Annotated in this window: 11 protein-coding genes and 1 tRNA gene; 11 read left to right on the top strand and 1 reads right to left on the bottom strand. The window is 35.9% G+C overall.

Translation table 11 applies throughout. The annotated features are described in order from the left end of the window. Positions 1 to 2 precede the first annotated feature (2 nt). From GKE48_RS08270 to glgA, 8 genes are all read left to right on the top strand, one after another. Positions 3 to 884 carry an NAD(+)/NADH kinase gene (locus GKE48_RS08270; protein ID WP_022098642.1) on the top strand — a complete coding sequence of 294 codons (882 nt, stop codon included), beginning with the start codon at positions 3 to 5 and terminating at the stop codon, positions 882 to 884. A 12-nt stretch (positions 885 to 896) separates the two neighbouring features. Further along, positions 897 to 1,352, top strand: coding sequence for an arginine repressor (argR, locus tag GKE48_RS08265; protein WP_012739316.1), 456 nt, complete (start codon positions 897 to 899; stop codon positions 1,350 to 1,352). A 23-nt stretch (positions 1,353 to 1,375) separates the two neighbouring features. After that, positions 1,376 to 3,049 (top strand): DNA repair protein RecN, encoded by a 1,674-nt coding sequence (gene recN, locus GKE48_RS08260; RefSeq protein WP_022098641.1) that lies wholly within the window; start codon positions 1,376 to 1,378, stop codon positions 3,047 to 3,049. Positions 3,050 to 3,135: 86 nt separating this feature from the next. Further along, positions 3,136 to 4,371, top strand: coding sequence for a SpoIVB peptidase (gene spoIVB, locus GKE48_RS08255; protein WP_022098640.1), 1,236 nt, complete (start codon positions 3,136 to 3,138; stop codon positions 4,369 to 4,371). Positions 4,372 to 4,403: 32 nt separating this feature from the next. Further along, positions 4,404 to 5,753 carry a sodium-dependent transporter gene (locus GKE48_RS08250; protein ID WP_022098639.1) on the top strand — a complete coding sequence of 450 codons (1,350 nt, stop codon included), beginning with the start codon at positions 4,404 to 4,406 and terminating at the stop codon, positions 5,751 to 5,753. Positions 5,754 to 5,904: 151 nt separating this feature from the next. Continuing rightward, positions 5,905 to 6,690, top strand: a complete 786-nt coding sequence (spo0A, locus tag GKE48_RS08245) for a sporulation transcription factor Spo0A (protein WP_154300838.1) — start codon at positions 5,905 to 5,907, stop codon at positions 6,688 to 6,690. A gap of 141 nt (positions 6,691 to 6,831) precedes the next feature. Beyond that, the gene (locus GKE48_RS08240; RefSeq protein ID WP_022098637.1) at positions 6,832 to 7,887 is read left to right on the top strand and encodes a C40 family peptidase; all 1,056 of its coding nucleotides are present in this window, start codon (positions 6,832 to 6,834) and stop codon (positions 7,885 to 7,887) included. Positions 7,888 to 7,998: 111 nt separating this feature from the next. Continuing rightward, entirely contained in the window at positions 7,999 to 9,435 is a 1,437-nt protein-coding gene (gene glgA / locus GKE48_RS08235) for a glycogen synthase GlgA (RefSeq protein WP_022098636.1), read from the top strand. Between the two features lie 80 nt (positions 9,436 to 9,515). Here the strand turns inward: glgA and GKE48_RS08230 are convergent. Beyond that, positions 9,516 to 9,598: transfer RNA gene (locus GKE48_RS08230), tRNA-Leu, on the bottom strand. Positions 9,599 to 9,715: 117 nt separating this feature from the next. Between GKE48_RS08230 and GKE48_RS08225 the strand changes: the two genes are divergently transcribed. Genes GKE48_RS08225 through coaE form a run of 3 tightly spaced genes read left to right on the top strand, consistent with a single transcriptional unit; the run spans position 9,716 to position 13,374 of the window. Continuing rightward, a complete protein-coding gene (locus tag GKE48_RS08225; protein ID WP_022098635.1) occupies positions 9,716 to 10,084 on the top strand; it encodes a zf-HC2 domain-containing protein in 369 nt (122 codons plus the stop codon). Positions 10,085 to 10,099: 15 nt separating this feature from the next. Beyond that, positions 10,100 to 12,784: a DNA polymerase I gene (gene polA / locus GKE48_RS08220; protein ID WP_055285638.1), complete on the top strand. Its 2,685-nt coding sequence runs from the start codon at positions 10,100 to 10,102 to the stop codon at positions 12,782 to 12,784. Then, positions 12,784 to 13,374: a dephospho-CoA kinase gene (gene coaE / locus GKE48_RS08215; protein WP_154300837.1), complete on the top strand. Its 591-nt coding sequence runs from the start codon at positions 12,784 to 12,786 to the stop codon at positions 13,372 to 13,374. Before polA ends, coaE begins: the two co-directional genes overlap by 1 nt. Positions 13,375 to 13,382: the final 8 nt, after the last annotated feature.

Genomic DNA, 13,382 nt, shown 5'->3' with positions numbered 1-13,382 from the left:
GCATGAAATATTTTTATATTGTTACTAACAGGTTTAAAGATCCTGATGGTGTTAATACAAGAAAGATTGCACATTTTTTACGCTCAAAAGGAGCTGAATGTGTATGCCAGATAGAACAGGAACAGGCATTTAATAAAACAGGTTCATACAGTGATGTAAGACTGGTTCCTGATAATACTGAATGTGTTATTGTTCTTGGAGGTGATGGTACACTTATTCAGGCATCGAGGGAGTTGTCTGAGAAGGATATTCCTTTTATAGGCGTTAACATCGGAACTCTTGGTTATCTTACAGACACAGATATGTCAAGCTTTGAGGAGACATTAGAGAGTCTTCTTAGAGACGATTATGAGATTGACAGACGCATGATGCTTGATGGATGTATATATCGCGGTGAAGAACGCATTTTTTCTGATGTGGCACTTAATGATGTTGTAATTAACAGAAATGGTGCTTTAAGAATTATTGATTTTGATATATATGTCAATGGCGAGTATCTTAATACATATTCGGCTGACGGGGTAATTGTTTCGACCGCAACAGGATCGACAGCGTACAGTCTGTCAGCAGGAGGACCTATAATACAGCCGACAGCAAGACTTATAATGGTGACACCTATATGTCCTCATTCACTTAATCAGAGAAGTATTATATTTGCTGCCGATGATGAGATTATGATTGAGATGAAGGATAATAAAAGCTCATCAGGAAGAATGACGGGTTCTCTTAAGAATGACAGCGCAAGAGTTGCCACATTTGATGGAGAAAGCTTCTGTGAAGTTGTAACGGGAGACAGAATTGTTATTACGCAGTCAGAGCGTATATCAAGATTTGTCAAGACAAGCAGAATTTCATTCTTAGAGAGAATAAGGAACAAAATGTAGTTGGGGATAATTATGAAAACAGACAGACATAAAAAGATATTAGAAGTAATTGACAGATACGAAGTTGGAACACAGGAGGAGCTGGCAAAGATTCTGAACGATGAAGGCTATAATGTTACGCAGGCTACTGTTTCAAGAGATATAAGAGAGCTTAATCTGTCAAAAGTTTCTGTGGATGGTAAGAGAACAAGGTATGCAACACTTACAAAGGACAAACCTGTTGCAAGTGATAAATTTTTAACGGTTCTTAAAGAAGGCTTTGTATCAATGGATATGGCACAGAATATTCTTGTAATTAAGACTGCACCTGGAATGGCAATGGCTGTATGTGCAGCAATAGATGCACTGGAATGGAATGAGATTGTAGGTTCTATTGCAGGAGATGATACTATCATGTGTGCAGTAAGGACTGTTAATGATACTTTGCTTGTTATGAACAAGATTAAGAAACTTATTAAGAACAATTAATAGACAGAATTGAAAGGCAGGATATGTTAGTTAATTTACATGTTAAGAATCTTGCACTTATAGAAGAAGAGAATATTGATTTTGATGAAGGACTTAATATACTTTCTGGTGAAACCGGTGCAGGTAAATCTATTATTCTTGGTTCTATTAATGCTGCATTAGGAAGCAAGACATCACCTGATTTTATAAGGTCAGGATGTGAATATGGACTTTCAGAGATAACATTTGCAATACCAGAAGATAAGATTGAACGAATCAAAGAACTGGGGGTTATATCATGCGATGATGGTGAACTTGTTATTTCGAGGAAAATTATGGCAAATCGTTCGCAGATTAAGGTTAACGGACAGTCTTTTACATCAGCCCAGACAAGAGTTCTTGCACATGAACTGATTGATATTCACGGACAGCATGATAACCAGCTTCTTATGGATGAGAGTAATCATTTGTCTGTAATTGATGATTATGATAACAGTATTAATCCACTTCTTGATTCGTATAAAGAATGCTATAAGGAATATACTATATGCAAAAAAGCATATGAAAGTCTTTCTGGTGATGATGAATCAAGGATTAAAGAGATGGCTTTTCTTCAATATGAAATCAATGAGCTTGAATCAGCTGCTTTAAAACCTGGAGAAGATGAACAGATTGAAGCTGATTACCGGAGAATGAGTAACTTCCAGAAGATTGCAGGAAATCTTTCTGAGGTGTCGATGCTGCTTTCAGAAGGTGACAATAATCTTAGTGATATGGCAGGAGCTGCATTAAAGAATATGATAGCTGCAAGCGAATATGATGAATCTTTGAAAGATGACTGTGATATTCTGGCTGATATTGAGAATCTTATATCAGATGTGGCTCATAACCTTTCATCTTATATGGATGATTTTACATTTGACCAGTCTGAATTCAATATACTTGAAGAAAGACTTGATATGATTAATTCTCTTAAGATGAAATATGGCAAGTCGATTGAAGATATATTATCTGTTCTTGATGATAAGAAACAGAAGTTATCTGAATATGAGAATTATGATGAAGTTGTTGCTGCAAGAAAAGCTGAATATGATAGAGCTTATAAAAAACTTATGAATGCGGCTTCTCTTTTAAGCAGCCAGAGAAAGAAAACAGCACTAAATTTTTCGCAGGATATAATAAATGCCTTAAAACAGCTTAATTTTCTTGATGTAAGATTTGAAGCTGAATTTGAAGAGAAAAATCCTGATTCAACCGGAACTGACAATGTCAGGTTTATGATATCAACTAATCCGGGTGAAGATATGAAGCCTCTTGCAAAGATTGCATCAGGTGGAGAATTGTCAAGAATCATGCTTGCTATTAAAAGTGTAATGGCAGAGACAGATGTATCCAAAACACTGATATTTGATGAGATTGATGCAGGAATCAGCGGAAAGACGGCACAGCTTGTTGCAGAGAAGTTAAATACACTCTCAAAAACTCATCAGATAATATGCATTACCCATCTGCCTCAGATTGCGGCAATGGCTGATAATCACTATGTTATTGAGAAGTCTACTAAAGATAATCGGACAATAAGTAACATAACAAAGCTTTCATATGATGAAAGTATAGGTGAGTTAGCAAGAATGCTTGGCGGTTCAAGTATTACAGATGCAGTTGTGTCTAATGCAAAAGAACTTAAGAATATGGCACAGACGGCAAAAAATAATTAAATACATTTTAACTGAATTTACAGTAATACCCTTTTTTAAAAGTATTTCATTGGTCAATACTAATCTTAGAAGGATGGTGGATTGATATGAAGAATTTTAAAAAAGGGTTAATTTATGCCGGGGTTCTGGCATTTTGCATAGGTTTTGGAGCTTATATATACTGTAATTCAATTAAGAAAAAGATTCCAGATAAGCTATATATATATAAGCAGGATAAGGCTGTTTTTTCTATGGACATACCTGTTGTTGGTACTGTATATGACAGCAGTAATAATATATGTGCCGATAATATTGATTTTGGAAAGCAGGTTACAATCCAGTCGGGAAATACCGGTCAGTATTATGTGGATTATAAGCTTTTTGGACTGCTTTCTGTCGCAAGGACACATATGGAGGTAGTCGATGAAAAATACATTTATTCTGGTGGTTTTCAGGTAGGTATATATCTTAAATGTAATGGAGTATATGTTGTTAATACAGAGACAATATGCACATATGATGGGCAGAATGTTGTTCCTGCCAAAGGAAAGATTAATAAAGGTGATTATATAATTAAAGTTAATGGTTCTCAGACAGATACGAAAGAACAGCTTTTACAGGCGGTGTCAGAATCGGCGGGAAATAGTATGGACATAACTGTCAGGCGGGATGGTCAGGAAATTGAAGAGCAGATTATACCTGTGAAAAATGTTGCAGGAGAATACAAAATCGGAATCTGGGTTAAAGATGATACACAGGGTGTTGGAACTGTTACTTATGTGTGTGAAGATGGCACATTTGCCGCATTAGGACATGGAATATCAGATAACGAAACAGGGAAGGTACTTGATATAAAAGATGGCATGATATACAGAACAAGGATTCTGTCTATTGTACCTGGAAAAAATGGAGAGCCGGGAGAGCTTCTTGGTACTATTGATTATAGAGAGGACAACATAGGAAGTATAAGATGTAATACTGATAAAGGCATATACGGTGAAAATGCGTACTCTTTATATAATGAGTATTCACCTGAACTGATGAAAGCAGCCGGGTCATATGAAGCTTCAAAAGGAACAGCATATGTAAGGTTTTATAACAATGGCAGTTTTCATGATTATGAAATTGATATAACAGATTTAAAGTATGGCGATTCTAAGAATATAACATTTAAAGTAACATCAGGAGAGCTTCTCAAGCTGACTAATGGAATTGTTCAGGGGATGAGTGGAAGCCCGATTATTCAGAATGGAAAGATAATTGGGGCGGTCACACATGTATTTGTTGATGATTCTACTTGCGGATATGGTATATTTATTGATAGAATGCTTGATAAAGACTAAAAGAAACTAACAAAGAAAAGGATTATAATACGATGGAAAGAGAGAAATTTGGCAGCAGACTTGGATTCATACTTATAAGTGCAGGCTGCGCAATCGGAATTGGAAATGTATGGCGTTTTCCATATGTTGCAGGCAATAATGGAGGTGGAATATTTGTTTTATTATATATGTTATTCCTTCTTATGTTTGGAATTCCTGTACTATCAATGGAACTTGCAATGGGAAGAGCTTCTAAAAGCAGCATAATAAGGGCGTATCATGAACTGGAGCGACCTGGACAGAAGTGGCATATTCATGGATATCTTGGAATGATAGGCAATTATATACTTTTATTCTTCTATACTACTGTTTCAGGATGGATGCTAGGATATTTTATTAAGTATGTAACTGGTGATATTACAAAAAACACAGACAGTTCACAGATGTTTGCTGATGTAACTGCTAATCCATGGATAATGTTTGTGTGGATGGCAGTGATAGTTCTTATTGCGGTTATTGTCTGCAGTATGGGACTCCAGAATGGTGTTGAGAAGATTACAAAATATATGATGCTTATTCTTCTTGGACTTATTGTTATTCTTGCTATCCACAGTCTTACGCTTGATGGTGCCGGAAAGGGAATGCAATATTTTCTTGTTCCTGATATGGATAAGATAAAAGAGGTTGGTCTTGGAAATATTATTATTGAGGCAATGAGGCAGGCTTTTTTTACTTTAAGTGTGGGAATGGGCTCAATGATGATATTTGGAAGCTATATTGGGAAAGAACGAGCACTTGTAGGAGAGGGAATACAGATTACATTACTTGACACATTTGTTGCAATTATGTCAGGAGTTATCATATTTCCAGCATGTATGTCATATAATATACCAACAGACAGTGGTCCAAGCCTTATATTTGTCACACTTCCAAAGGTGTTCGAACATATGTCAGGTGGAAGATTCTGGGGCGCAATGTTTTTCCTTTTTATGACATTTGCGGCATTATCCACAGTTATTGCTGTTCTGGAGAACATTATTGCATGCAATATGGAAGCTTTTGGATGGAACCGTAAGAAAGCAGGTGTAATTAACCTGTTTATTATAATTATCATGAGTATCCCATGCATTCTTGGGTTCAATGTATTAAGCGGATTTACACCGCTTGGCGCTGGAACTAATGTGCTTGATTTGGAAGATTTTCTTGTAAGCAGTCTTATTCTTCCTATAGGAAGCCTTGTTATACTTCTATTCTGTACGACTAAGCTTGGCTGGGGATATGATAATTATATGAATGAAGTTAATACAGGAAAGGGTATCGGCATGCCTAAGATTTTTAAGTTTTATCTTAAATATATCCTGCCTCTGATTATTTTATTCATTATTATTGATGGTTTGATTTAATAAACAAAAACTGTGTCGAATTTTGTCGAATGCTGAGATATCTTGCGATAAAAAGTGCTTGCAGACTGCTGCTGTAAAAACTATACTAACTATTGTGAAGTTGAAAAATGTCGGATTATTTAATTTTCACATTATGAAAGGGCTTGAATGTATGGAGAGGACTAAAATAGCTATCGCAGATGATAATCAGAGTATTCTGGAGGCATTAAGGAGTGTAATTGATGAGGAAGATGACATGAGAATTGTTGGAACGGCTGATAATGGTGCAGATACCGTGAAAATGATTCATGAGAGCCAGCCGGATGTTGTTTTACTTGATCTTATAATGCCTGGGATAGATGGAATTACTGTTATGGAAAAAGTAAGGGCAGACAAAACGTTAGATTCAAAGCCAGACTTTATTGTAATAAGCGCTATAGGCAGAGACAGTGTAACTGAGGATGCATTTAATATGGGAGCAGCATATTACATAATGAAACCATTTGACAATGAGGTGCTGGTTAACAGAATACGATACATAAGAAATCAGCATGACAAAGTAAGTGTAAAAACAGTGCCAAGAGAACCGGTTTCTATTACAGACAGAAATCTTGAGACAGATATAACAAATATAATTCATGATATCGGGATTCCGGCACATATTAAAGGCTATCAGTATCTTAGGGAATCAATTACTTTATCAGTAAAGGATGCAGAAATTATAAACAGTGTTACAAAAGTACTTTATCCAACTATTGCAAGAAAATACGAAACTACACCCAGCAGGGTAGAGAGAGCTATAAGACATGCAATTGAAGTTGCATGGAATCGTGGTAATACAGATACACTGAATGATCTGTTTGGGTATACTATTAACTGTGGAAAAGGAAAGCCAACTAATTCAGAATTCATCGCATTGATTTCGGATAAAATTCGTCTGCAGTACAATATTAGATAATATTTAATATAAAAATGTTCACATATTTTTCATGTATATTTAATTGTAAAGCCTTGATAAATAGCAGCGTTTATATTATAATTACAAAATCGTAAACGATTTTTAACAATTTTGTAATAATTATTTTAGTTGAGGTTATATATGCGTAAGAGAATATTTAAAGGTTTTGCAGCCGTGTTATTATCATCTACATTAACTGTATCCACAGTATTTGCTGTATTTGCAGATGACGTTGATAAGTTAAAGCAGCAGAAGCAACAGACACAACAGGAATTGGATAATCTTCAGGATCAGTGGGCTTATCTGTTACAACAGATGGATGATCTGGAACTTAAGATGGCTAATAAATCTGATGAAATAGATGCAGCTAATGTAAAACTTGAAGAGGCAGAGAAGATTCAGTCAGCGCAATATGAGGATATGAAGCTTCGTATCAAGTATATGTATGAAGACCAGTCTGTATCATTAGCTGAAGTTTTCCTTACTTCATCAGACATGAGTACAATGCTTAATAAAGCAGTGTATATGCAGGAAGTTTATAATTATGACAGAAACAAGCTTGATGAAATGGCTCAGACTGCTAGTGAAATTAAGGAACTCAAGGAAAAACTTGAAAGTGATAAGCAGGAACTTGATGAAGCACAGACACAGCTTACTGAGAAACAGGCATTGCTTTATAGTACTATTCAGGAAACACAGGCTAAGGCTGATGATGTAAACAGCCAGCTTGAATCAGCTGTTAAGAAAGCGGCAGAAGTTGCGGCTAAGAAAGAACAGGAACGTCAGGCAGCAGCGGCGAAACAGAACCAGCAGATTAATACAACAGTTACACCGGCAAAGGGTGATTCATCTGTAGCAAGTGGTGTTGTTTCACTTGCATATTCACTTCTTGGAGTTCCATATGTAAGCGGTGGAAGTTCACCATCAGGTTTTGACTGCTCAGGATTTACTTCTTATCTGTTCAGACAGTATGGGATTAGTATTTCAAGATCATCAAGTGCCCAGGCATATGGTGGTACAGCGGTTAACGGACTTGCCAATGCACAGCCAGGCGATGTTATATGTTATCCGGGACATGTTGGATTATATGTAGGTGGGGGACAGATGATTCATGCTAATGTTCCAGGCGGTTCAGTAAGGCTTGTTGGTGTTAATTCAATAGGTATGAGTGTAATTGCTATAAGACGTTACTGGTAATATTATAATATATGTGATATAATGAGTGCAGTTTTACAAGGACTGCACTTATTTTTTTATAAATGCATGAAGAGTATGGGATTATAATTAAGAAGAAATGAGGACTAATGTATGAAAAATGTATTGTTGATTGCATCAGAGGCTGTACCATTTATTAAGACCGGCGGACTTGCTGACGTTGCAGGTTCACTTCCTAAGTATTTTGACAAGACTAAGTTTGATGTAAGGGTAATGATACCTAAGTATACATGTATACCTTGGGAGTATCGTGAAAAGATGGTTTATAAGACACATTTTTACATAGATCTTGCATGGAGAACACAGTATGTAGGTGTTTTTGAATTAGAGTGGAATGGTGTGACATTTTACTTTATTGATAATGAATTCTATTTTGGTGGTAATAAGCCATACAGCTGGATTCATGAGGATATTGAGAAGTTTGCATTCTTTAGCAAGGCTGCACTTTCAGCTCTTCCTGTGCTTGGCTTCAGACCAGACATAATTCATTGTAATGACTGGCAGACAGGTCTTATTCCTGTATATCTTAAGGAAAGATTCTCTCAGGGAGAGTTTTATCAGGGTATCAAGTCTATTATGACTATACATAATCTTAAGTTCCAGGGCATATGGGATCTTAAGAAAGTTAAGGATATTACAGGACTTCCAGATGAATATTTTACATCAGATAAGCTTGAAGCCTATGATGATGCTAATTACTTAAAAGGTGGTATTGTATATGCTGACAGGGTTACAACTGTAAGTGAAACTTATGCAGAAGAGATAAAGACACCGTTTTATGGTGAGAATCTTGATGGCCTTATGAGAGCAAGATCTAATGTTTTATCTGGTATTGTTAATGGTATTGATTATGATGAATATAACCCAGAGACAGATAAGAGAATTTACAACAACTATAATCAGGTAACCTTTAGAAAAGAAAAGTGGAAGAACAAGGTTGCACTTCAGAAGGAACTTGGACTCACAGAAGATAAGGGTAAGTTTATGATTGGGCTTGTATCGAGACTTACAGATCAGAAGGGACTTGATCTTGTAGCATATGTTATGGATCAGCTTTGTGCAGAAGATGTACAGTTTGTTGTTCTTGGTACCGGTGAAGAGAGATATGAGAATATGTTCAGACATTATGACTGGAAATATAATGACAGAGTGTCAGCTAATATATATTATTCAGAAGATATGTCACATAAGGTATATGCAGCCTGTGATGCATTCCTTATGCCGTCATTATTCGAACCTTGCGGTCTTTCTCAGCTAATGAGCCTTAGATATGGAACAGTTCCTATAGTAAGAGAAACAGGTGGCCTTAAGGATACTGTAGAGCCATATAACGAATATGAAGGTAAGGGAACAGGATTTTCTTTTGCTAATTATAATGCACATGAGATGCTTGGTATTGTTAATTATGCTAAGGATGTATATTACAATCATAAGAGAGAGTGGAATAAGATTGTTGACAGGGGAATGAAGACAGACTTCTCATGGAACAGTTCAGCTAGAAAGTATGAAGAACTTTATAATTCACTTTAATTAAGTGACAGTTTTGTATTTAACGGTGATTTTCTATAAAAGAAAAAGGAAGCTGCGATAAAAGCAACTTCCTTTTTTAATGCAGGTGGCGGGACTTGAACCCGCACGATGTTACCACCGGCAGATTTTGAGTCTGCTGCGTCTGCCATTCCGCCACACCTGCGCGACTTTGATAGTTTATCATAATAAATCTTAAAAATCAAGTAAAGAATACTTGCGTACATAATAAATTTCGAATATTATTTTATTATTGTATTATAATCCTTTTATGGAGGCGTTTATGGATAACTGTAAGGAAATCCAGAGCAGGATAGAAAGCTTTGAACATGGCAATCTGTCACTTAAAGATGAAGAAGCATTTACCAATCATATTCTTAACTGTGCAGACTGTCGTGAAGAGATGGAGATATATTATATAATTTTATATGGATTAGAAGATGATAGTGAGAAAAGAACAGAGAACAGCAGATATAGTGCATATTTAGATGCATTTGATTTTACAGGGCTGGTTGAGCAGAAGCTTAAGGACAGTGAGGCTAAATGTTTGTTTTTAAGACAATGGACTCATTTTACCAGGGTAAGATATATTTTTGTTTCTACAGTTATGGTTCTTACAGCATTGCTTCTTATCATTATTAAATTCTTTTAAAGATGGGAGATTGTTATGGGTGAAAAACTTATATTAATAGATGGACACAGCATATTAAATAGGGCATTTTACGGAGTTCCTGACCTTACTAATGCAGAAGGCATACATACCAATGCTATGTATGGCTTTCTTAATATTTTATTTAAATTTCTTGATGAAGAAAAGCCCGACTATATTACGGTTGCATTTGATTTATCTGCACCGACATTCAGACATAAGGCATTTGATGGATATAAAGGGACAAGAAAGCCTATGCAGCCAGAACTAAAGCAGCAGGTTCCTCTTATGAAGGAGCTGCTTAAAGCAATGAATATTACAGTTGTCGAGCAGGAGGGATACGAAGCAGATGATATTCTAGGTACAATTGCGAAGGAAAGTGCTGCGAAAGGAATAGATGTATCAATTGTTTCAGGTGACAGAGATTTGCTTCAGCTGGCAGATGAGCATATTAAGATAAGAATACCAAAGACAAAGAAAGGTGTAACAGAGGTTGAAGATTATTATCCATCAGATGTATTTAATCTGTATGGAGTTACTCCTCATGAATTTATAGATGTTAAAGCCCTTATGGGGGATACATCTGATAATATACCGGGAGCACCGGGGATAGGACCTAAGACAGCGTCTGCCATTATTCGGGAATATCATAGTCTTGATAATGTTTTTGAACATCTTTGCGAGTTGAAGCCGCCTAAAGCAAAAACATCAATAACTGAGAATATCGAGCAGATTAAGATGAGCAGATTCTTGTCAGAGATTAAAATCGATGTTCCGATTGATTATAAAGTTGAAGATTCTAAAGCAGGTGATTTCTTTAATGAGAATTCATATGAACTTTTTAAGAAGTATAATTTTAAAAATATGCTAAAGAAGTTTGAGAATACAGATATAATTGCTAAAGATCCTGAATGTTATGAATATTTCAAGAAGATATCTGATTTTGCTGAGGTTGAAAATGTATTTAACAAAGCAATGGATATAGCAGGTGGAATTGAAAAAATCGGACTTTCTATTGTAAGAGAAAGTGAACTGACTGCAGTTGGAATAACACTATCAGATACAGAAATATATTATATTCCGGTATCGGGCTTTGTTACAGAGAGTTATCTTGCAGACCGTCTGTCAGATGTTGTAAGCGTGGCTTCTAACAGAAATATAGCATCTGCCAATATTAAAGATTATCTTGATATATTTGAAAAAGACAAGATAAATGGCTATCCGCTTGTTTCAGAAAAAGCATTTATTGATACTGCAATTGCGGCATATCTGCTTCATCCAAGTAACGAAAGTTATGATTATGAAAGTCTTGGAAGAGAGTTTTTATCATTAACATATCCTTCAAAAACAGAACTTCTGGGTAAATTGTCAATTAATAAGGCAGTAAATGAAGCGGAAGACAATCTTATTAAGTATGCATGTCTTTCATCATATGCTTATTACAAATGTGCTGATAAAATTACAGAACAGTTAAAGAGTGAGAATATGTATGAGCTTTTTGAAACTATAGAAATGCCTCTTATATTTGTTCTTTTTGATATGCAGCAGCAGGGCATAAGTGTTGATAAAAAGGCACTTGTTGATTATTCTAAGGTACTTGGCACTAAGATTTTGGTTCTTGAGAAAGAGATATATGAAGCAGCAGGCGAAGAGTTCAATATCAATTCACCAAAGCAGCTTGGTGTAATACTTTTTGAAAAGCTTGGAATGCCTAACGGAAAGAAGACAAAGAGTGGCTATTCAACAGCCGCAGATGTACTTGAAAAGCTTGCACCTGATTATCCGGTTGTAAGTAAGATTCTTGAATACAGACAGTTATCAAAGCTTAAATCAACTTATGCTGACGGTCTTACACAGTATATATCAGAAGATGGAAGAATTCATGGTACATTTAACCAGACAATAACTGCTACTGGAAGAATAAGCAGTACAGAGCCTAATCTTCAGAATATTCCTATAAGAATGGAGATGGGTAAGGCTATAAGAAAGGTATTTGTTCCAAAGAATGGCTTTGTATTCTTGGATGCCGACTACTCTCAGATAGAGTTAAGAATTCTTGCTCATATGTCAGGGGATGAGAAGCTCATTGAGGCGTATAATTCATCAGCAGATATCCACAGAGCAACGGCGGCACAGGTCTTTGGCGTACCGCTCGATGAGGTTACTGATGAACAGAGAAGAAATGCCAAGGCAGTTAATTTCGGCATTATCTATGGAATGAGTTCATTTGGATTAAGTCAGGATCTTAGTATTTCAAGAAAAGAAGCTAAAGAATATATTGAAAGATATTTTGCAAGCTATCCGACTATCAAGACATTTATTGACGGACTCGTAAGTGATGCCAAAGAAAAAGGATATTCACTTACAATGTACAATAGAAGAAGAGAAATTCCAGAGATTAAATCTTCTAATTTCATGCAGCGTTCTTTTGGAGAGAGAGTTGCCATGAATGCACCGATTCAGGGAACTGCAGCTGATATTATAAAGCTGGCAATGATTAATGTATATAATGCACTTAAGGAGCATAATCTCAGGTCAAGACTTATATTGCAGGTTCATGATGAGCTTCTTGTTGAGACGGCAGAGGATGAGGTTGAAACTGTAAAGCAGATTATGCTTGATGGAATGAAGAATGCAGTAAGCCTTAAAGTTCCTCTTGAGGTAGATTTAAAGGAAGGAAAAGACTGGCTGGAGGCACACTAATGAAAGTTATTGGAATCACAGGTGGTGTAGGAGCAGGAAAATCTTCTGTTCTTGCACTCCTTAAAGAAATGTGTTCCTGCGACATTATACAGGCAGACCTTGTTGCAAGAAATATATACCACTCAGGTAATATTGGATTTAAAAAGGTCGTTGATATATTCGGGGAGCAGATTGTAGGAGAAGATGGAGAGATAAACAGACCTCTTCTCGCAGATATTATATTTAAGAACCCTAATAAGAGAATCGTTCTTAACAGCATAATTCATCCTCTTGTAAAACAAGAGATTATTAATCAGATTAATAATCATAAGATAGCAGATGATGTTGATTACTGTTTTGTTGAGGCAGCACTGCTTATTGAAGATCACTATGATATATTCATGGATGAGATATGGTATATATATGTTTCGGAAGATGAGAGAAGAAAAAGACTTGCTGCTTCAAGAGGCTATTCTGATGAAAAGATATCAGACATATTTAAAAGCCAGCTATCTGATGATGAGTTCAGAAAGCATGCAGATAAAGTGATTAATAATGGCGCAGATATTGAAAAAACACGCGCCCAGCTTGAGATTATACTTGGAATATGATACATTAT

This window comes from Lachnospira eligens (genome assembly GCF_009680455.1).
Lineage (GTDB): Bacteria > Bacillota > Clostridia > Lachnospirales > Lachnospiraceae > Lachnospira > Lachnospira eligens_A.
This window is presented reverse-complemented; position numbering and strand designations above follow the sequence as displayed.